We start from the raw sequence: 20,827 nt of genomic DNA on the forward strand, positions 1-20,827 counted from the left end.
TGCATCGCCCCTCATGAACCACCGAAGAAGCATCCTGTCCGCCCTGGCCATTGCCGCCTTGCTCCCGCTGGCCGCATCGGCCCAGTCCGTGGGCGACCTGAACCCCGCGCAGCCCGACCGGCCGCGCGCGCAGAAGCTGGACGAAGCGGTCAGGCTCGCGAAGGACTTCAAGTTCCTGAAAGAAGGCGTGCTGGTCGTCGGCACCACCGTCGGGCGCCTGCCGCTCGCGGCCTATGCCACCGACACCAAGACGCCCGTGGGCAACGCGCCCGACATCGCGCAGCTGGTGGCCGACAGCCTGGGGCGCAAGCTCGAACTGGTGCCCACCAACTGGGCCGACTGGCCGCTGGGCCTGCAGTCGGGCAAGTTCGACGTGGTGGTGTCGAACGTGACGGTGACGGAAGAGCGCAAGGAGAAGTTCGACTTTTCGACCTACCGCAACGACCAGCTCGGCATCTACGTGAAGTCCGACAGCAAGATCGGCGCGATCAAGGAGCCCAAGGACATCGCGGGGCTCCGGATCATCGTCAGCGCCAGCACCAACCAGGAGCAGATCCTTTTGCGCTGGAACAAGCAGAACATCGCCGCCGGGCTCAAGCCGGTCGAGCTGCAGTACTACGACGACGATGTGGTGCAGCGCTTGGCGATCCAGTCGGGCCGCGCCGATGCCTACGTGGGCCCCAACGCCCTTGCGGCCTACGAGGCACGCGATGGCAAGACACGCCTTGCGGGGCTGGTGTCGGGTGGCTGGCCGCTGGATGCCGAGATCGCCGTCACCTCGCGCAAGGGCTCGGGCATTGCCGAAGCCATCACGCTGGGGCTGAACGCGCAGATCAAGAACGGCAACTACGCCAAGGCGCTGTCGCGCTGGAACCTGAGCTCGGAGGCGATCTCGGTGGCGCGCACCAATCCGCCCGGCCTGCCGAAGAACTGAACCCCGCGAGCCATCCAGAAACCATGTCATTCAAGAACAAGGCAGCCGTGCTGGCCACTCTCGGCCTGACGGCTTTGACGATCCTGACGACTGCGCACGCCGCCGACAAATTCGACTTCAGCCCCGAGCAGGCGGGCCGCCTACACACGGGCAAGGACGCCGAGGCCGTCAACGCCATTCCGCCGAGCTTCAAGTTCGTGAAGGAGGGCGTGCTCACCATCGCGGTGGCGCCTTTTGCGCCGCCGATCTCCACCTACGCCACCGATGCCAAAACGGTGGTGGGCTTCGACGCCGACTTTGCGCACCTCGTTGCCGAGGCCCTGGGCCGCAAGCTCGACCTGCAGCCCATCGCCTGGGCCGACTGGCCGCTGGGCCTGAGTTCGGGCAAGTACGATGCAGTGATCTCCAATGTGGGCGTGACCGAGCAGCGCAAGGAGAAGTTCGACTTCTCGACCTACCGGCTGGGCCTGCACGGCTTCTACGTGCGCACCGACAGCGCCATCACGTCGATCAAGGCGCCGAAGGACGTGGCGGGCCTGAAGCTCACGACCGGCGCGGGCACGAACCAGGAGCGCATCCTGCTTGAATGGAACAAGCAGAACATCGCCGCCGGCCTGAAGCCGGTCGAGATCCAGTACTACGACGACGATGTGACGCGCTGGCTGGCGGTGACTACCAAGCGGGTCGATGCCAACTTCAACCCCAATGCGCCGCAGGCGTACGAGGCGGCGAAGAACGGGCAACTGCGGCTGGTGGGCACGGTCAACGCGGGCTGGCCGCTGAAGTCCGACGTGGCGATTGCCACGCGCAAGGGCAGCGGCCTCGCCGCGGCGCTGACCACGGCAACCAACAACCTGATCCGCAACGGCACCTATGCCAAGGCGCTCGCACGCTGGAGCCTGGCCGAAGAGGCGTTGCCGAAGTCCGAGACCAACCCGCCCGGCCTGCCGAAGTTCTGACACCGTGACCATTCGACACCTTGGCTTTCTCACGCCCGGCAACTATGCCGAGGCCGATCCACTGGCCGGCCTCGAAGCCGCGCTGAAGCTCTTCGAGTTCGGCGAAAAGCTCGGCTTCGACGGCGCCTGGGTGCGCCAGCGGCACCTGGAGCGCGGCGTTTCGTCGGCCGCGACTTTTCTTGCCGCCGCGACGCAACGCACGCAGCGCATCGAGCTCGGCGCCGCCGTGATCCAGATGGGGTACGAGAACCCGTTCCGGCTGGCCGAAGACCTGGCCACCGTCGACGTGCTCTCGCGCGGCCGCCTGCAGGTGGGCCTGAGCGCGGGTGCGCCGCTGCATGGCGCGCTGCTCGGCAACCGCTTCTACGACACGGCGCCGAACACCATCGACTTCACGCACAAGCGGGTGGGGAGGCTACGGGCCAACCTCGAGGACGTGCTGCTGGGCGATGACTACACCTTCGTCGAGTCGGCCGGCGGCCGCGTGCGCCCGCGCGTGCAGCCCCACGCGCCGGGGCTGGTCGACCGGCTCTGGTATGGCGGCGGCTCGTTGCGCTCGGTCGAGTGGGCGGGGCGCAATGGCTTCAACCTGCTGCTGGGCAACGTGCTGTCGGGCGAGACCACCGACGATTTCCTGCAGGCCCAGTCGGGCCTCATCGAGCGCTACCGTGCCAGCGAAGAGGCGCCGCGCAAGGGCAGGGTGGCGCTGGGCCGCGTCATCGTGCCGCTCGACAGCGCCGATGCCGCAACGCGCAAGCGCTACCGCGAGTTTGCGGCGGGCCGCATCGAGCGCACCCTGGCGCCGCAGGGCGAGCGTCGCACGCTGTTCGCGACCGACCTCGTGGGCAGTGCCGACGAGATCCTGGAGCGCTTGCGCAAAGACCCGGTGCTGCCGCATGTGAGCGAGTTGCGCGTGGAGCTTCCCTACAACTTCAGCAGCGAAGAGTACGCGCAGATCCTGACCGATCTGTCCGCGCGCATCGCGCCCGAACTGGGGTGGCGCGCCCGCTGAGGGCATGGATCTTTCACGGAGGAGTTCGAGGTGAGTCGGAGTCGGGTCGCGTCTTGCGGCCGATTCGACGGACGACTTTTGGCGAGCCCTGGTGCTCGCTTTTTTTTACGCCACGCATCGGCGTACATGGCACCGAATTTCCATATGCGGACTCCTTCTTTGGGTATTGCGCAGGGCGCGGCAAAGTCGTTTCTCGCAGCAACGGGCGATGCCATGCAAGCCATGGCCATCCGCCCGTTTCTCTTTCACAAGAACACCCCGAGGGATTTCATGCTCCGACAACTTCTGACCGCGACCCTGCTGGCCGCGGGCCTGCTGCAAGCGTCCGTCGCTTCCGCCGAAACCGTGCGATGGGCACGCAGCGCCGATCCGGCCACGCTCGACCCGCATGCGGTCAACACCGGCACCAACTTCGCGTTGCTGCACCAGATCTACGAACCGCTGGTCTTGCGCGGTGGCGACAGCAAGCTGCGGCCCGCGCTGGCCACGTCGTGGAAGCTCACGGCCGATCCGACGGTGTGGGAGTTCAAGCTGCGCCCCGGCGTCAAGTTCCATGACGGTTCGTTGCTCACGGCCGACGACGTGGTGTTCTCGATCAAGCGGGCACAGGCGCCCACGTCGGCCCTGAAGTCGCTGCTGACGTCGGTGGCCGAGGTGACGAAGGTCGATCCGCTCACGGTGCAGATCAAGACCAAGGGGCCGAACCTGATCTTTCCGAACAACCTCACGAACATCTTCATCCTGAGCGAAGCGTGGGCAAAGGCCAACAAGGCCGAGCAGTCGCAGGACGTGGCGAGCAAGACCGAGAACTTCTCCACCCGCAACGAGAACGGCACGGGCGCCTACGTGCTGGCCTCGCGCGAGGTCGACACGCGCACGGTGCTCAAGCAGTTTCCGCAGTACTGGGGCCGGGGCCAGTTTCCGCTGGAGGTGACCGAGCTGGTCTACGTGCCCATCAAGTCACCCGCCACGCGCGTGGCGGCGCTGCTGTCGGGCGAGGTCGATTTCGTTCAGGACCTGCCCGCGCAGGACGTGGGCCGCCTCAAGGCCGACAAGCGGCTGCGCGTGACCGAAGGGCCCGAGAACCGGTCGATCTTCCTGGGCCTGAACGTGGGCGCGAAAGAACTCAAGTACTCGGATGTGAAGGGCCGCAACCCGCTGGCCGACCCGCGCGTGCGCGAAGCAATCGGTCTGGCCATCGACCGCGATGCGATCAAGACGGCCGTGATGCGCGGCCTGTCGAACCCCTCGGGCATCATCGCGCCGCCGTTCGTGCATGGCTATGAGAAGAGCTTCGCGGCCTACCCGAAGGCCAACGCCGCGCAGGCGAAGAAGCTGCTGGCCGAGGCTGGTTATCCGAACGGCTTTTCGATCACGCTGCACACGCCGAACGACCGTTACGTGAACGATGAGGCGATCAGCACCGCGGTGTCGGGCTTCCTGGGCCGCATCGGCATCAAGACCACGGTGGCGGCACGTCCGATCGCGTTGCACAGCACGGCCATCAACACGGCCGACACCGACTTCTACCTCTTCGGCTGGGGCGTGCCGACCTTCGACTCGGCGTACATCTTCGACTACCTGGTCTACACGCGCGGCAAGGACGGCCGTGGCCCGACCAATGCCACCGGCTACAGCAACCCCGAGGTCGATGCGCAGATCGCATCGCTGGCCTCCGAAAGCGACAAGGGCAAGCGCGACGCCACCATCAGGAGCATCTGGCAGACGGTGCAGAAGGAGCGCATCTACATCGCGCTGCACGACCAGGTGCTCAACTTCGCGTCGAACCCGCGCCTGGACATTCCGGTCAACCCCGATGGCAACGTCTACTTCCGGGACGTGAAGGTGGGCAAGAAGTAACGGCACCGCGCGATGCTGGTTCATCTCTTGCGCCGGCTCGGCCAGTCCGTGCTGGTGCTGCTGGCGGTGTCTTTCGTCTCGTTCCTGGTGTTTCGCCACATCGGCGACCCGACCATCAGCCTGCTCGGCGAAGACGCGACGGTGGAAGAGCGCACGGCGCTGACGGCCGAGCTGGGCTTCGACCGCCCGGTGCCCATCCAGTACCTGCGCTATGTGGGGCATGCGCTGCAGGGCGACCTGGGCGTGTCGTACCGGCTCAAGCGGCCGGTGGTCGAGTTGCTCGCCGAGCGGCTGCCGGCCACGCTCGAACTGGCGCTGGTGGCTTCGGTGCTGGCAGTGGCAGGTGGCGTGGCGCTGGGCGTATACACCGCGATCCGGCGCGACAGCGTGGCCAGCCGCGTGGTCATGACCGTGTCGCTGGTGGGCGTGTCGCTGCCCACCTTCCTGATCGGCATCGGGCTCATCTACCTCTTTGCGGTCGAGCTGCGCTGGCTGCCGTCGTTCGGGCGCGGCGATACGGTGCAGCTCGGTGGCTGGAGCACGGGGCTGCTCACCGCGTCGGGCTGGGCCTCGTTGCTGATGCCGGCGCTGACGCTGGGCCTGTACAAGCTCACCCTCATCATGCGGCTGGTGCGCGCCGAAATGCTCGAAGTGCTGCGCGCCGACTACATCCGCTTCGGCCGCGCACGCGGGTTGCGCGAGCGCGACCTGAACTACGGGCATGCGCTGCGCAACACGCTGATTCCGGTCATCACCATCACCGGGCTGCAGATCGGCTCGCTGGTGGCCTTTGCCATCGTCACGGAGACGGTGTTCCAGTGGCCGGGCGTGGGGCTGCTGTTCATCTCATCGATCCAGGGGGTGGACGTACCGGTGGTGGCGGCCTACCTGCTGCTGATCGCGCTGCTCTATGTGGGGATCAACCTTGTCGTCGACCTGCTGTATGTGCTGGTCGATCCGCGCCTGCGGCGTGCCTGAACCTTCTCTTCTCTTCTCTTCCTTCCCCTGATGACGCTTCCTTCCTCGACCGCCGCGGATGCATCGCGCCGCTGGCGCAACGCCGATTCATCGGTGCTGCGCGCCTTTGCGCGATCGCGCACCGTGCAGTTGGCCGCGCTGGTGTTGTTGCTGATCGCCGTGGCTTTGCTGTTCGCGCCGTGGATCGCGCGGCAGAACCCATTCGATCCGGCCAACCTCGACCTGATCGATGCCTTCACGCCGCCGGGGCAGCAGGGCGCATCGGGCGCCTTCTATCCGTTGGGCGCCGACGACCAGGGGCGCGATGTGTTCTCGGCCATCCTCTACGGGCTGCGCATGTCGCTGCTGGTGGGCGTGAGCGCGGTGGCGCTGTCGTTGGCCATCGGCGTGCCGCTCGGGCTGGCGGCGGGCTACGCGGGTGGCTGGTTCGACACGCTGGTGATGCGCGTGGCTGATGTGCAGCTCACCTTTCCGGTGTTGCTGGTGGCGCTGCTGATCTTCGGCATTGCGCGTGGGCTGCTGCCCGAGGGTTATCGCGACGACATGGCGGTGTACGTGATCGTCGTGGCCATCGGTTTGTCGGAATGGGTGCAGTACGCGCGCACGGTGCGCGGCGCGGTGATGGTCGAGAAGCACAAGGACTACGTGTCGGCCGCGCAGATCATCGGCCGTTCGCGCACGGGCATCCTGGTGCGGCACATCCTGCCGAACCTGCTGGCGGCGGTACTGGTGATTGCCACAATCAGCTTTGCGCTGGCCATCGTGGCGGAGTCGACGCTGTCGTACCTGGGTGTCGGGCTGCCGCCCACGCAACCGTCACTGGGCACGCTGATCCGCATCGGGCAGGGGTTTCTGTTCTCGGGCGAGTGGTGGATTTTGCTGTTCCCCGGGCTGGTGTTGCTGGCACTGGCCTTGTCGGTCAACCTGGTGGGCGACTGGCTGCGCGACGCCCTGAATCCGAGGCTGCAATGAGCGGGCGCGACGAATGGTCGGTGGGCCGAGTGCCCGCGCAGCCAGTGCTGCGGGTGCGTGACCTGGGCGTGGAATTCGATACGCACCGGGGCACTGTGCGCGTGCTCGATGGCGTGTCCTTCGAGATCGCACCGGGCGAGATTCTTGGCGTGGTCGGCGAATCGGGCGCGGGCAAGTCGATGGTCGGTGCTGCCGTCATCGGGCTGGTGCCGCAGCCGGGGCGCATCGCCAGCGGCAGCGTCGAGCTGCACGGCGAGCGCATCGACACGCTGCGCGGCGAAGACATGCGCCGCCTGAGAGGGCGCCGCATCGGCAGCGTGTTCCAGGACCCGCTGACCAGCCTGAACCCGGTCTACCCGATAGGCAGGCACCTGATCGAGACCATCCGCACGCACCTTCCCGTGAGCGAGCAGGAGGCGCGCAAGCGCGCGCTGGCGCTGCTGGCCGACGTGGAAATTCCGGACCCCGAAAGCCGCATCGACCAGTATCCGCACCAGTTCTCGGGCGGCATGCGCCAGCGCGTGGCGATTGCGCTGGCGCTGTGCGCCGAGCCGCAACTGCTGATTGCCGACGAGCCCACCACCGCGCTCGACGTGTCGGTGCAGGCCCAGGTGATCCGCGTGTTCCGCCGCGTCTGCCGCGAACGCGGCACTGCCGCCATGCTCATCACGCACGACATGGGCGTGATCGCCGAGGCTGCCGACCGGGTGATGGTGATGTACCAGGGCCGCGTGCTCGATACCGGCCCGGTGCGCGAGATTCTGGACAACCCCCGCGAGCCCTACACCCGCGCGCTGATGGCCGCGATTCCTTCGGTGCGCCACAGGCTGCATCGGTTGCCGGTGCCTGAGGTCGGCGCGGACATTGCCGCGCCTGCTGCGTTGCCGCCGGTGGAGATCGAGGCGCGCCCGACAGCGAACGAGGGCACGCCACTGATCCGCGTGCAAGGCCTGTCGCGCGAGTTCGACCTGTCCGCAAGTTGGCTCGTTCGCACGCTCGCGCGACAGCCGAAGAAGGTGCTGCACGCGGTCGACGATGTGCACTTCGACATCGTGCGCGGCCGCACCTTCGGGCTGGTCGGCGAGTCGGGCTCCGGCAAGTCGACCGTCGCTCGCATGATCGCGGGCCTGACGCGGCCGACCAAAGGTGCGGTGCTGTTCGACGGCATCGACCGCTGGGGCAGCACCGAGCAGACCGCCGCGCTGCGACGGCGCTTCCAGATGATCTTCCAAGACCCGTACGCCAGCCTCAACCCGCGCTGGCGCGTGGACCGGCTGATCGCCGAGCCGGTCGAGGTGCTGGGCCTGGCCGGCAGCGCCGAGGAAACCGAAGCGCGCGTGGTCGAGGCCCTGCGCCGCGTACGCATGTCGCCCGACGACGGGCGGCGCTACCCGCACCAATTCTCCGGCGGGCAACGCCAGCGCATCGCCATCGCGCGGGCGCTGGCGAGCCAGCCTGAGTTCATCGTCTGCGACGAGCCGACCTCGTCGCTCGACGTGTCGGTACAGGCGCAGGTGCTGAACCTCATGCGCGACCTGCAGGACGAGTTCGGGCTGACCTACCTGCTGATCAGCCACAACCTTGCGGTGATCCGCCACATGTGCGACGACGTGGGCGTGATGCAGCGCGGCCGGCTGGTGGAGCAGGGGCCTGCGGGTGAGGTGCTCGACGCGCCCAAGCACGCCTACACGCAGGCGCTGATGGCAGCCGTACCGGATCTGCGCGCGGCGCGCGTGCCCGAGGTGGGGCCCGTGCAGGCCAGCCTCGCCCCGGCTACTTCAGTGCAGTGATCTCCCGGCTCTTGATGAGCCGCGAGCGCAGCACATTACGGCTGATGCCCAGCAGCTTGGCCGCCTGCACCTGGTTGCGGTGGCAGAACTCGAAGGCCGTGCGCATCACGGTGTCTTCGATCTGCTCGAACAACTGTTCATTCGGCTCGTTGAAGAGGTCGCGCAGCACGGTCTCCAGCGCCTGTTGCGGCGTGGCGCCGGGCCGCGCTTCGCCTTCTGGCGGGCGGCGCTGGATGTTCAGCGACGACAGGTGCAGGTGCTCCGCGCCCAGCATGCCGTGCTGGCAGATCAGCAGCGCGTGGTGGATCACGTTCTCCAGTTCGCGGATGTTGCCGGGCCACGCGTGCTCACTGAGCTTGTGCTCGGCGCTCGCGTCAAGCCCCACCGGGCCGTAGCCCAGGCGCTGGCGGTATTCCTCGATGAAGTGCCGCGCCAGCGGAAGAATGTCGCCGGGCCGCTCGCGCAGCGTCGGCAGCGCAAGATGCACCACGTGCAGCCGGTAGAACAGGTCTTCGCGGAAATTCCCGGCGGCCACCGCGTCCTGCAGCCGCACGTTGGTGGCAGCCACCACGCGCACGTCGATGGGCACGCTCTTGCGCGAGCCCAGCCGCACCACCTCGCGCTCCTGCAGCACGCGCAGCAGCTTCACCTGAATCGACAGCGGCAGGTCGCCAATCTCGTCCAGGAACAGCGTGCCGCCGTTGGCCGCCTCGAACCAGCCCGTCTTGGCCGAGAACGCGCCGGTGAAGGCGCCTTTTTCGTGGCCGAAGAGTTCGCTCTCGACCAGGCTTTCGGAAAAGGCGCCGCAGTTCACGGCCACGAAGGGCTTGCCGCTGCGGCGGCTCAGGTCGTGTACATGCCGCGCGATCAGTTCCTTGCCGGTGCCGGTCTCTCCGATGATGAGCACGTTGGCATCGCTGGGCGCCACCATGCGGATGCGGTCGAGCAATGCGGCCGAGCGCGGGTCCTGAAACACCTGCGCGGTGGCGCGGATCGAGGTGGTGAGCTTGCGCGGGTTGGGCAGCGTGAGCAGGGTGGGGGCATCCCAGTCCTCGTCCGATGCGGGGGAGGCATCGGCCGGCGGCAGCACAGCAAGAGGGCGGGTGTAGGCGGTCATGAGTAGAAGGTCGGTACGGGGTATTGCTGCTTGAGGGCCCATTCGCCGATCTCGCGCAGCTTGTAGGCCACCGGGTCGTGCAGGGTCTGGGTGCGCAGGTTGCGCCAGTGGCGGTCCAGGCGCAGGCCGCCATGCGTGGCGCGCGCGCCGGCCACGTCGAACATGCGCGTACAGATGTCCAGCCCCGTGTTCGTCGCGGCCACCTTCGCGGTGGCCACGGCCACCGCGACGTCGCCGCGCTCGGCCTCGGTGAGCGCGGGGCCGCGCCGCCAGGCGGTGTCGAGCCGGTCGGCCGCGCGGTCGGCCAGCACGCGCACGCTTTCCAGGCCGACCCAGAAGTCGCCGTAGTGGCCCAGCACATAAGGGTCTTCGTGCATCTGCGACACACGGGCCGTGTGCCACGGGCGCGACTCGTGCAGCGTGTAGTGCTTCGCGTCGTTGAAGGCGGCCTCGGCAATGCCCAGGTAGATATTGGCCAGCACGAGCTGCGACACCAGCGGGCGCAGGCAGGCGAAAGGGGTTGAGAGCGGGCCCGGGTCGGCCAGCACCTCGTGCTGCTCGATGCGCACCTTCTCGAAGGTCACGCTGCCGCTGTCGGTCTGGCGCTGGCCGATGTTGTTCCAGTCGGGCGCGACGAAGATGCCCGAGCGGCCGGTGGGCACCGCCGCGACGATGAAGGCGCCGCTGCCCGCCTCGCGTGCGGAGGCGATCAGCATTTCGGAATCGAGCGCGCCGGAGCAGAAGCTCTTTTGCCCGGTGAACTCGCGCCAGCCTTCGTGCGCGTTCGACACCGTGCGGTCGTCCAGCGGGTTGAGCGCGTTGCCCCAGAACCAGCGGCGGCGCGCGGTCTGCTCGAACCATGGCTGCCACTGTGCGGGCCGTGCGAACAGGCGCACTGTCGCCAGCATCAGGTGATGGAAGCCGAACACATGCGCTATCGAGCTGTCGGCCTGCGCGAGCAGGCGCACGACGTCAAGCGTCTCGCGCCAGTCCGCGCCGCCGCCGCCGAATTCATGCGGAATGCTCAGGGCCAGCAGGCCGCTTTCGCGCAGGGCATCGCGCTCGGCCTTCGGCGTGCCGCCACGCTCATCGCGCTCGACGGCCGTGGCCGCAAAGCGCTGCATGAGGTCGCGGGCAATGTCGCGAGAGGATTCGACCACGGGAAGAGAAAGAACGGAGCTCACGCAAAGGCCTCGGTGGTGTGCAGGCAGCACGGTTGCTGCGCCAGCAGCATGTTCGCGGTGAAGAAGCACCCGGCCAACGATGCGATCCGTATATCGATCCTTGCTTTGCTTCCATGGCAGCACTGCGCATGGGGTGGTGTGCCGCGTGCAGCAGATGTGATGCTGCGCTGCTGCTCCAGCAGCAGAAACCGCATGCGCGGGCGCATTCCCGCAGGCAGGGCGACTGGCACGCTAACTGCTGAACCGTGGCATGCAACTTTTCTGGTTCCTCCCCACGCACGGCGACAGCCGCTACCTCGGTACCTCGCGCGGCGCGCGCACGGTGAGCCATCGATACCTGCGGCAGGTGGCGCAGGCCGCCGACGAACTGGGCTACGAAGGCGTGCTGATTCCCACGGGGCGCTCCTGCGAAGACTCGTGGGTGGTGGCCTCGTCGCTGGCGGCGCAGACCGAGCGGCTCAAGTTCCTGGTGGCGATCCGCCCCGGCATCATTTCGCCGACGGTCTCGGCGCGGCAGGCCGCGACGCTCGACCGTTTCTCCGATGGGCGCCTGCTCATCAATGTGGTGACCGGTGGCGACCCCGACGAACAGCATGGCGACGGCAGCTTTCTCACGCATGCCGAGCGCTATGAAGTCACCGATGAATTCCTGCGTATCTGGCGCGGCGTGGCGGCCGGCGAGACGGTCAACTTCTCAGGCAAGCACCTGCGCGTGGAGAACGCGAAGACGCTCTATCCGCCGGTGCAGAAGCCTTATCCGCCGCTGTGGTTCGGCGGTTCGTCGGACGCGGCCATCGAACTCGCGGGCGAACAGGTCGATGTGTACCTCACCTGGGGCGAGCCGCCGGCCGATGTGGCCGACAAGATTGCGAAGGCACGTGCGGCTGCAGCGAAACACGGCCGCACGCTGCGCTTCGGCATCCGCCTGCATGTGATCGTTCGCGAGACCAGCGAAGCAGCCTGGCGCGCGGCCGACGAACTCATCTCCTATGTGACCGACGACACCATCGCCGCCGCGCAGAAAGCCTTCTCTCGCTTCGACTCGGTGGGCCAGCAGCGCATGGCGGCGCTGCACGGCGGACGGCGAGACAAGCTCGAGGTATCGCCCAACCTCTGGGCCGGCGTGGGGCTGGTGCGCGGCGGTGCCGGCACGGCGCTGGTGGGCAGCCCTGAAGAGGTGGCGGCGCGCATCAAGGAGTACGCCGCGCTGGGCGTGGAGACCTTCATCTTCTCGGGCTATCCGCATCTGGAAGAGGCGTATCGCGTGGCCGAACTGCTGTTTCCGCTGCTGCCGCTCGATCATGTGCGTCCGGCAGGGCAGGCCAACATCACCGGGCCGTTCGGCGAGGTCATCGCCAACGACATCGTGCCGCCGTCGTCGCAAGTGCCCGTGCGTGAGAAGGCTGCCGCATGAAGCATTTTTCTGCAGAGGCCGGTGACGAAGTCGTGCCGTGGCATGCGACCGTGCAGCGCATCGCGCAGGCGTTGGCGCAGACCGCCGTCGAACGCGACCAGCGCGGCGGCACGCCCAAGGTCGAGCGTGACTTGTTGCGCGACAGCGGCCTGCTGATGCTCAGCGTGCCGACCGAACTCGGTGGGCTGGGCGCGAGCTGGCAGCAGACGCTGGACGTGGTGCGCGGCTTCGCGCGTGTCGACAGCTCGGTGGCGCATCTGTTCGCCTTTCATCACCTGCTGCTCGCGACCACGCAGCTCTTTGCGCAGCGTGCGCAGTGGCAGCCGTGGATCGAACAGACCCGCGAGCGGCGCTGGTTCTGGGGCAATGCGCTGAACCCGCTCGACAAGTCCACGCGCGCTGAAGCGGTCGATGGCGGCTATGTGTTCTCGGGCCGCAAGAGCTTCTGCTCCGGTGCGAGCGATTCCGACATGCTGCTGGCCTCTGCCCTCGATGCGAACGACCGCCTGCTGATCGGTGTTGTGCCCACGCAGCGCGCGGGCATCACGGTGCTCGATGACTGGGACAACATGGGCCAGCGACAGACCGACAGCGGCAGCGTGCTGTTCGACAGCGTGCGGGTCGGCACGGGCGAACTGCTGCTCGACCCCGGCCCGCTCTCGACGCCGTTCGCCTGCCTGCGCCCGCTGCTGGCGCAACTGATCCTCGCGAACATCTACCTCGGGCTGGGGGAGGGCGCGCTCGAAGAGGCGAAGTCATTCACGCTGAAGCAGGGCAAGCCCTGGCTGTTCTCGACGGCTTCGGCCGCGAATGAAGACCCTTATGTGCTCACGCACTACGGCGATTTCTGGCTCGCCTTGCAAGGCGCGCGCACGCTGCTCGACCATGCGGCAGCGGCCTTCGACCAGGCTTGGCTGCGCGGCACTTCGCTCGATGATCATGAGCGCGGACAGGTGGCCGTTGCCGTTGCTGCAGCCAAGGTCGCGAGCACACGCGCGAGCCTCGAGGTGGCGCATCGCATGTTCGAGGTGACGGGGGCGCGCGCCACCACTGCTGCATTGCGGCTGGACCGCTACTGGCGCAACCTGCGCGTGCACACGCTGCACGATCCGGTGGACTACAAGCTGCGCGAACTCGGCGACTGGGCGCTCAATGCGCGCGTGCCGCAACCCAGCTTCTATTCCTGATTTTTTCGGCTTCAGATGCAACGGGCCTGCGACTTCGCGTTGCAGGCCCGTTGTGTTTTGCGCGTGCGCTTCCGCGTGAAGACGGCACTGCTGATTCATCAGCAACCCACCCGCAGCCTGCTGCCGCCCCAGCACGTGCGACGGCGGTCATTGCGCGCTAACTCGTTGATTCATATGAGGTGAAGGCGTGGCACGCCATTCGCTTATATGCATCGCGCCGCGAATGCATCGCGGCTTCCAAATTGAGGTCATATCAACATGCGTCGAAAACAGAATGTCCTTGCTGCGTCCGCTACGTCGGTCGCTGCGCCTTCCGCCATTGCATCGGCCTTGAGCCGCCGGCGATTCATGGGCACGGCTGCCGCGTTGGGTGCTGCGGGCGCACTGGCTGCCTGCGGCAAGAAAGACACCGAGACGCCACCACCTGCAGCTTCGACCGATGCCGGCGCAAGCGCGAAGAAGTTCGCGGGCCAATCGCTGAACCTGCTGTTCAACCAGCCGCATGCGCTGGCGGGCAAGCTGCTGGCCCAGGAGTTCGAGGCGCTCACCGGCGCCAAGGTGACCGTCACGCCGGTGCCCTATGACCAGTTGCATGCGCAGGCCACGCTCGATGTGCAGTCGGGCGCGAACCAGTTCGACGTCATCGATTATTTCTATCACACGCTCGGCGCGCTGGTGGCCGACAAGGTGGTGGTCGATGTCACCGACTGGATCGCGCGCGACACCGCGCAGATCGAGCCGGGCGATTTCCTGCCATCGCTCTACGACACCTACACGCTGCGCAATGGCCGGCGCTGGGGCCTGCCGTATGACGGCGACACGCACGTGCTGTTCTACAACACGGAGATCTTCGGCCGGCATGGTTTGACGGCCCCCAAGACCTGGGACGACTACTACAAGGCCGCTCGCCTGATCACCGAGAAAGAGTCCGCCAACGGCATCTATGGCGCGGTGGTGCAGGGCTTCAAGATCCCGGTGATCGTCGGGTCGTCTTATGCCAATCGGCTCGCGGGTTTCGGCGGCAGCTTCTTCACGCCCGATGGCAAGCCTGCATTGACCAGCCCGCAGGCAGTGGCCGCCGCGGAGGAACTCGCGCGCATCGTTCCCTATGCCTTGCCCACGCCGGCGGAGACGGCGTTCGAGCATGCCTTGCCTGCCTTCCTGTCGGGCAAGGCGGCCATGATCGATTTCTGGACCGACCTGGGCGTGACTGCGCAGGACCCGGCCTCTTCGAAGATCGTGGACAAGTGGGCCTTGGTCCAGTTGCCGGTCGGCGGCGAAAACAAGACGCCGCGCGCTGCATTGAATGCGGGCTTCGGCCTTGGCATCACGGCTGGCACCAAGAAGACCGAGCTGGCCTGGGAGTTCATCAAGTGGGCCACCAGCAAGGACATCTCGCTCCAGCAGGATGTGCTGCCGGGCAGCGGCATCGACCCGAACCGCACCTCGGTGCTGAACCACCCCGACTACATCAAGGCGGCGCCCAAGCTGCAACCGGAGCTGAAGGCCGCCATCGGCGATGCGCTGACGTGGCCGCTGCAGGCGCAGAGCCCGAAGTTGATGGATGCGTTGACGGAGCAGCTTGCGCTGATCGTGTCGGGCAAGAAGAAGCCGCGTGAGGCGCTGGAGGCGGCCCAGGCGAGTTGGGTGCAGTTGCTCAGCGCATGAGTGCTGCCGCGGCGCTCCGTCTTTCTCCCTCCCCTTACGGGGGAGGGCTGGGGTGGGGGCACTCGGCCGTTCTATTGCCGCGACGGTATCAACCGCCCAGAGCCCCCACCCCAACCCTCCCCCGGAAGGGGAGGGAGCAACAGCCGAAGGCGGAGATTCTTCAATGAACAGCGTGCTGCACTCATGGCGCGCGAGCGGCCAACGCACGGCGCCGCGATGGATGCTGACGCCAGCGGCCTTGGGCCTGGCCCTCGTATGCGTAGTGCCCGGCCTCTACACGCTCGCACTGGCATTCACGAAGTCCACGCTGGGCCAGCCGTTGACCGCCTGGGCAGGCTGGCGCAACTTCGCGACGCTGGTACAGACCTCCGACTTCGCATTCACCCTGCTGCGCACCGTGCTCTATGCAGTGCCCGCCTGCGCACTCCAACTGGTCTTCGGCCTGCTCATCGCACTGCTGCTGCAGGCGCTGCGGCAAGGGCGCTGGGCCTACAGCCTGATCCTGCTGCCACTGATGACGCCGCCGGTGCTCGTCGGCGTGGCCTGGAAGCTGCTGCTGGCGCCGGCAGGCGGCTTGCTCAATGGCACCTTGCTGCGCCTGGGATGGGTGAACGACCCGGTCTCGCTGCTGGGCTCCGCGACATGGGCTCTGCCCGCCGTGATGCTGGCAGACAGCTGGCAATGGCTGCCCTTCGTGGTGGTGCTGTGCGTGGCCGCATTGCAGGCCCTGCCTGCCGATGTGTACGAGGCCGCCGCGCTCGACGGCGCAAGCCCGCGGCGCATCTTCCTCAAGATCACGCTGCCGCTGCTGGCGCCTGCGCTGCTCGGCATCTTCCTGCTGCGGGTCGTGATGTCGCTCAAGACCTTCGACCTCGTCTACATCCTCACCGCCGGTGGCCCGGGGCGCGCCACGACGCTGGCGAGCTATGAAGTCTGGAAAGCGGGCCTGCAGAACTTCGACATCGGGCAGGCGGCCGCGCAGACGCTGGTTTTCTGCCTGCTGGTGGCGTGGGTGACATGGCCGATCCTGCGGGCGCTGGTGTGGGTGGAGCGGCGCACGGGCTAGCCCGTCGGCACACGAAGAAGACGGACCACGACATGACGACAGCCAACGCATCCACCGCGCAGCACCCTGGCCCGCTGAAGACGCACGCAGGCAACAGGGCCCGGGCCCGTCCGGCGTTTCACGCGCGCGAATGGCTGCGCAAGACGGCGCTGCGCCTTGCGTTCGCGGCCGTGCTGGTCTTCTGCCTATTGCCGATCGCCTTTCTCATCGCAACCTCGTTCAAGACGCGCGACGAAGTGCTGTCGGGCCACTTCTTGCCGCTGGCGCCCACGCTGGCCAACTGGTCCTCGGTGTTCGACATCGCGCCGTTGCATCGGCACCTGCTCAATTCGCTGGGGGTTGCGCTGATCAGCGTGGTCGTCACGCTGGTGGTTGCCGTGCCGGCGGTGTACGCCGTGGTTAAGCTGCGGCGTGGGCCTGCGCTGGCCAGCGCATTGCTGTCCAGCTATGTGGCACCGCCCGTGGTGGCGTTGCTGCCGCTGTTCTTCATGATGCGCTATGCGGGCCTGAACAACAGCGTGCTGGGGCTGGGCCTCGTGGACGGCCTGATGAACGTGCCGGTCGCGTTCTGGCTGCTGCGCAGCTTCTTCAAGCAGATTCCCGTGGCGCTGGACGAAGCCGCATGGCTCGATGGCGTGGGCTACTGGCGCACGCTGTGGCGCATCAACCTGCCGCTGCTGTGGCCGGGCCTGATCTCCACGGCGCTGATCTGCCTGATCCTGACCTACAACGAGTTCCTGCTCGCCTCGGTGCTCAACAGCCGGCCCGACATCCGCACCATCACCGTCGCCATCTCGCTCTTCCAGGGCGAACGGGTGGTGAACTTCGGCCAGATGGCCGCGGCCTCGCTGGTCGGCATCGCGCCGGTGTACCTGGTGGCGCTGGCCTTCCAGAAGCATCTGGTCGGCGGGCTGGGGGCAGGCCGCTGAGCGGTTTTCATCATTTCATTCGAGTTCCATGTCTCACATACAGATCACGGGCCTGTCCAAGAAGTACGGCGCCACGCCTGTGCTGCGTGACGTTCACCTGGGCATCGGCGAAGGCGAGTTCGTCGTGCTGGTCGGGCCGTCGGGCTGCGGCAAGTCCACGCTGCTGCGCGCCATTGCCGGGCTCGAAACGACGGACGGCGGCACCATCGCCTTCGACGGCGAGGTGGCCAACCATCTGCCGCCGCAGCAGCGCCGACTGGCGATGGTGTTCCAGAGCTATGCGCTGTACCCGCACATGACCGCGCACGACAACATGGCCTTCGGCCTGCGGGAGCAGCGCCAGAGCGAAACCCTGATCGCCCAGCGCATCGCCAAGGCCTCGGCTGCCTTGCATCTGGACGACTACCTGGGCCGCTACCCGCGCGAACTCTCGGGCGGCCAGCGCCAGCGGGTGGCGATGGGGCGTGCGATGGTCCGTGAGCCGCGGGCCTTCTTGTTCGACGAGCCCTTGTCCAACCTCGATGCGCAATTGCGCGTGCAGATGCGCGCCGAAATCCGCGCGCTGCAGCGGCAACTGGGCACGACCACCGTCTACGTCACGCACGACCAGGAGGAGGCGATGACCATGGCCGACCGCATCGCAGTGCTGCGGGCCGGGCGCATCGAACAGGTGGGCGACCCGTTGACGCTCTACGACGAGCCCGTCAACGAGTTCGTGGCGCGCTTCATCGGCTCGCCGCCGATGAACCTGATCGATGCGCGGTGGGCGCAGGGCGAGCTGTCGCTGGGCGAGGGCGTTCGCCTGCCGGCGCCGCAGGGCATGGCGGGGCGGCACGACGACGCGGTGCGTCTGGGCGTGCGGCCCGAGCACTTGCTGCTGCGCAGCGGAGACGGCGCCTTGCCACCGGGCGCGCCGCAGCTTCGGCTGCAGGTGTCCGCGGTGGATTACCTCGGCTCCGTCACCGAGCTGCACGGCACCGTGGCAGGCGCGTTCGATACGCGCCCATGGCTCGCACGGATCGCCGGACGCCACCGCGCCAGCGCTGGCGAGCAGGTGACGTTGACCTGGAACGCATCGCACACCCATCTGTTCGACCCGGCATCGGGCGCACGTCTGCAGCCACCGGCCCGGGCCGGCAGCGCGGACTCCATTTCAACCAAGGCAGCAAGGACCTAGCATCGCCATGACCGTCGAATCCATCCATAAACCCACCGCCGCTACCGCCGCGCACACGCCCGGCGTACACCCCGCGCTGGCCGAGAAATTCCGTCCCGTTTTCCAGCGCATTGCCGATACGGCGCTGGCGCGCGAGCACAACCGACAGTTGCCCTTCGAGCCCATCGACTGGCTCAAGAAGGCGGGCTTCGGCGCCGTGCGCGTGCCGGTTGAGTACGGCGGTGGCGGCGCCTCCATTCCGCAGCTTTTCGAACTGCTGATCGAGCTGGCACAAGCGGACTCGAACGTGCCGCAAGCCTTGCGCGGGCACTTCGCATTCGTGGAAGACCGCCTCAACGCACCGCCCGGCGAAGCGCGCGACGTGTGGCTGCGCCGCTTCGTGAAGGGGGATCTGGTCGGCAATGCCTGGTCCGAAGTCGGTGCGGTCGCCATCGGCGATGTGGGCACGCGGATCTCGCGCAAGGATGGCAACTGGGTGGCCAACGGCCGCAAGTTCTACAGCACCGGCAGCATCTTTGCCGACTGGATCGACCTGTACGCCCGCTGCGCCGACGACAACGCCGACGTGACGGCGGCGGTCAGCACGCATCAGGCCGGTGTCGCGCAGCACGACGACTGGGACGGCTTCGGTCAGCGCACCACCGGCAGCGGCACCTCGGTGTATGAGAACGCCCACATCGACGACGAGAACGTGTTCCCGTTCGAGACGCGCTTCAAATACCAGACCGCGTTCTACCAACTCTTCCACCTGGCCACGCTGGCCGGCATCGGCCGCGCCATCGAGCGTGACGTGAGCCACGAGGTGCGCAACCGCCAGCGCATCTACAGCAACGGCAACGCACAGCACGTGAGCCAGGACGCGCAGATCCTGCAGGTGGTGGGGCAGGTCTCGGCGCTGGCCTATGCCGCGCAGGCCACGGCCCTGCGCGCGACGCTCCCCGCACAGCGGGCCTACGAGGCACGGCTGAAGGGCGACGACGAAGCCGCGGAAAGGCAAGCCAACATCGATGCCGAGATCGAATCGGCACAGGGCCAGATCGTCGTGTCCGAGCTGGTGCTGCGCGCCGGCACCGATCTGTTCAATGCACTGGGTGCTTCGGCCGCCAGCACCTCGAAGGCGCTGGACCGCCACTGGCGCAATGCGCGCACGGTGTCTTCGCACAACCCGACGGTCTACAAGGCCCGCGTCGTCGGCGACTGGCGCGTGAACGGCACGGAGCCGCCCTATGTGTGGCAGATCGGCAATGGCCCCGGCCGCAAGGATGAATCCGCATCGCGTTCCTGACCGTTACCCCGTTTTTTCCCCTTTTCCCTAGGAGTTCACCATGACCACTGCGACCCTTGACCGTCCCCGCGTCAACTCTTCCGAACCCTTTGCGCCGCGCCCACGCCCGGTGCAACCCGCCCATGTCATCCGCAACGACGCCGAGGCCGTGACCGTGGCCCGCAAGCTTGCCGCCGAGTTCGGCGCCGAGTCGGCGCTGCGCGACCGCGACGGCTTGCTGCCCTTGGCCGAGCTGGATGCCTATTCGCAAAGCGGCCTGTGGGGCATCACCGTGCCCAAGGCCTACGGCGGGGCGGGCGTGTCCTTTGCCACGCTGGCCGATGTGATCCGCATCGTGGCGGAGGGCGATTCGAGCATTGCCCAGATCACGCAGAACCACCTGGCGCTGGTCGGCCACATCGACCTCGACGGCACGCCCGAGCAGAAGAAAGAGCTGTTCGGCCTGGTGCTGCAAGGCATCCGCTTCGGCAACGCCTTCTCGGAGAAGAACAGCAAGAACGTCGCCGCGTTCGAAACGACGCTGGTGTTCGATGGCGATGACGTCGTGGTCAACGGCCAGAAGTTCTACACCACCGGTGCATTGCTCTCGCACATCGTGCCCATCGTGGCGGTCGACCCGGTGGAGGGCAAGGGCTACCTGGCTTTTGCCGAACGCGATGCGCCGGGCCTCACGGTGCACAACGACTGGTCGAGCTTCGGCCAGCGCACCACCGCATCGGGTTCCATACAGATCACCAACGTGCGCGTGCCGCGCAGCCGCCTGCTGCCCGTGGCCGCGTTCGACCGGCCCACGGCGGCCGGCGCGATCTCGCAGATCATCCAGGCCGCCATCGACGCAGGCATTGCCGCCGCCGCCATCGCGGAGACCATCGCCTTCGTGCGCACGCGCAGCCGCCCGTGGATCGACAGCGGCAAGGAGACAGCGGCCGAAGACCCGTTCACCATCAGCACGATCGGCGACCTGACGCTGCGCCTGCACGCGGCGGAAGCACTGCTGGAGCGCGCGGGCCGCGCCATCGACCGGGCACTTGCCGACCCCGAAGAGAGCGCCGTCAACGCCGCCACGCTGGCCACGGCCGAAGCCAAGGTGCTGACCACCGAGGTGGCCATCAACGCCACCAACAAGCTCTTCGAGTTGGCCGGCACCCGTTCGACGCTGGCCGAGCACAACCTCGACCGCCACTGGCGCAACGCGCGCGTGCACACGCTGCATGACCCGGTGCGCTGGAAGTTCTATCACCTGGGCAACTACCAGCTCAACGGCGTGCATTTGCCGCGCCACGCCTGGAGCTGAA

At 67.3% G+C, this 20,827-nt stretch carries 18 protein-coding genes; 15 read left to right on the forward strand and 3 right to left on the reverse strand.

Features of this window, described 5'->3' with window-relative positions; genetic code table 11:
- The first annotated feature begins 13 nt into the window (after positions 1-13).
- From ACGLHS_RS06370 to ACGLHS_RS06400, 7 genes are all read left to right on the forward strand, one after another.
- Positions 14-934 carry an ABC transporter substrate-binding protein gene (locus tag ACGLHS_RS06370; RefSeq protein WP_093239699.1) on the forward strand — a complete coding sequence of 307 codons (921 nt, stop codon included), beginning with the start codon at positions 14-16 and terminating at the stop codon, positions 932-934.
- Positions 935-957: 23 nt separating this feature from the next.
- Complete coding sequence (locus ACGLHS_RS06375; RefSeq protein ID WP_394477862.1) at positions 958-1,893, forward strand: ABC transporter substrate-binding protein; 936 nt, start codon at positions 958-960, stop codon at positions 1,891-1,893.
- 4 nt (positions 1,894-1,897) lie between these two features.
- Entirely contained in the window at positions 1,898-2,905 is a 1,008-nt protein-coding gene (locus ACGLHS_RS06380) for an LLM class flavin-dependent oxidoreductase (RefSeq protein ID WP_394477864.1), read from the forward strand.
- 270 nt (positions 2,906-3,175) lie between these two features.
- Positions 3,176-4,765 carry an ABC transporter substrate-binding protein gene (locus tag ACGLHS_RS06385; RefSeq protein WP_394477866.1) on the forward strand — a complete coding sequence of 530 codons (1,590 nt, stop codon included), beginning with the start codon at positions 3,176-3,178 and terminating at the stop codon, positions 4,763-4,765.
- Between the two features lie 12 nt (positions 4,766-4,777).
- Positions 4,778-5,743 carry an ABC transporter permease gene (locus ACGLHS_RS06390; protein WP_394477868.1) on the forward strand — a complete coding sequence of 322 codons (966 nt, stop codon included), beginning with the start codon at positions 4,778-4,780 and terminating at the stop codon, positions 5,741-5,743.
- A gap of 30 nt (positions 5,744-5,773) precedes the next feature.
- Positions 5,774-6,715, forward strand: coding sequence for an ABC transporter permease (locus ACGLHS_RS06395; protein WP_394477870.1), 942 nt, complete (start codon positions 5,774-5,776; stop codon positions 6,713-6,715).
- Positions 6,712-8,505, forward strand: a complete 1,794-nt coding sequence (locus ACGLHS_RS06400; protein WP_394477872.1) for a dipeptide ABC transporter ATP-binding protein — start codon at positions 6,712-6,714, stop codon at positions 8,503-8,505. Before ACGLHS_RS06395 ends, ACGLHS_RS06400 begins: the two co-directional genes overlap by 4 nt.
- On the opposite strand, the gene ACGLHS_RS06405 is transcribed toward ACGLHS_RS06400, so the two are convergent.
- The 3 genes from ACGLHS_RS06405 to ACGLHS_RS06415 are packed head-to-tail and all read right to left on the reverse strand — an operon-like array spanning position 8,489 to position 11,000.
- Positions 8,489-9,622 (reverse strand): sigma-54 interaction domain-containing protein, encoded by a 1,134-nt coding sequence (locus ACGLHS_RS06405; RefSeq protein ID WP_394477874.1) that lies wholly within the window; start codon positions 9,620-9,622, stop codon positions 8,489-8,491. The genes ACGLHS_RS06400 and ACGLHS_RS06405 overlap by 17 nt on opposite strands.
- Complete coding sequence (locus ACGLHS_RS06410; protein WP_394478181.1) at positions 9,619-10,746, reverse strand: acyl-CoA dehydrogenase family protein; 1,128 nt, start codon at positions 10,744-10,746, stop codon at positions 9,619-9,621. The genes ACGLHS_RS06405 and ACGLHS_RS06410 overlap by 4 nt, the downstream gene beginning before the upstream one ends.
- A 56-nt stretch (positions 10,747-10,802) precedes the next feature.
- Positions 10,803-11,000 (reverse strand): hypothetical protein, encoded by a 198-nt coding sequence (locus ACGLHS_RS06415; protein ID WP_394477877.1) that lies wholly within the window; start codon positions 10,998-11,000, stop codon positions 10,803-10,805.
- A 56-nt stretch (positions 11,001-11,056) separates the two neighbouring features.
- On the opposite strand from ACGLHS_RS06415, the gene ssuD reads away from it, so the two are divergent.
- The 8 genes from ssuD (at position 11,057) to ACGLHS_RS06455 (ending at position 20,826) form a co-directional block, all read left to right on the forward strand.
- Entirely contained in the window at positions 11,057-12,220 is a 1,164-nt protein-coding gene (gene ssuD / locus ACGLHS_RS06420) for an FMNH2-dependent alkanesulfonate monooxygenase (RefSeq protein WP_394477879.1), read from the forward strand.
- Positions 12,217-13,407: an acyl-CoA dehydrogenase family protein gene (locus ACGLHS_RS06425; RefSeq protein ID WP_394477882.1), complete on the forward strand. Its 1,191-nt coding sequence runs from the start codon at positions 12,217-12,219 to the stop codon at positions 13,405-13,407. Before ssuD ends, ACGLHS_RS06425 begins: the two co-directional genes overlap by 4 nt.
- Positions 13,408-13,665: 258 nt before the next feature.
- Positions 13,666-15,075: an ABC transporter substrate-binding protein gene (locus tag ACGLHS_RS06430; protein WP_394477884.1), complete on the forward strand. Its 1,410-nt coding sequence runs from the start codon at positions 13,666-13,668 to the stop codon at positions 15,073-15,075.
- A 163-nt stretch (positions 15,076-15,238) separates the two neighbouring features.
- Complete coding sequence (locus tag ACGLHS_RS06435; protein WP_394477886.1) at positions 15,239-16,141, forward strand: carbohydrate ABC transporter permease; 903 nt, start codon at positions 15,239-15,241, stop codon at positions 16,139-16,141.
- A 32-nt stretch (positions 16,142-16,173) separates the two neighbouring features.
- Entirely contained in the window at positions 16,174-17,070 is an 897-nt protein-coding gene (locus ACGLHS_RS06440) for a carbohydrate ABC transporter permease (protein ID WP_394477888.1), read from the forward strand.
- A 28-nt stretch (positions 17,071-17,098) separates the two neighbouring features.
- Complete coding sequence (locus ACGLHS_RS06445; protein ID WP_394477890.1) at positions 17,099-18,247, forward strand: ABC transporter ATP-binding protein; 1,149 nt, start codon at positions 17,099-17,101, stop codon at positions 18,245-18,247.
- Between the two features lie 7 nt (positions 18,248-18,254).
- Positions 18,255-19,532, forward strand: a complete 1,278-nt coding sequence (locus tag ACGLHS_RS06450; RefSeq protein ID WP_394477893.1) for an acyl-CoA dehydrogenase family protein — start codon at positions 18,255-18,257, stop codon at positions 19,530-19,532.
- Between the two features lie 40 nt (positions 19,533-19,572).
- A complete protein-coding gene (locus tag ACGLHS_RS06455) occupies positions 19,573-20,826 on the forward strand; it encodes an SfnB family sulfur acquisition oxidoreductase (protein WP_394477895.1) in 1,254 nt (417 codons plus the stop codon).
- Position 20,827: the final 1 nt, after the last annotated feature.

Origin of the sequence: Variovorax sp. VaC1, from assembly GCF_043658315.1 — a bacterium.
Taxonomy (GTDB): Bacteria; Pseudomonadota; Gammaproteobacteria; order Burkholderiales; family Burkholderiaceae_C; genus Variovorax.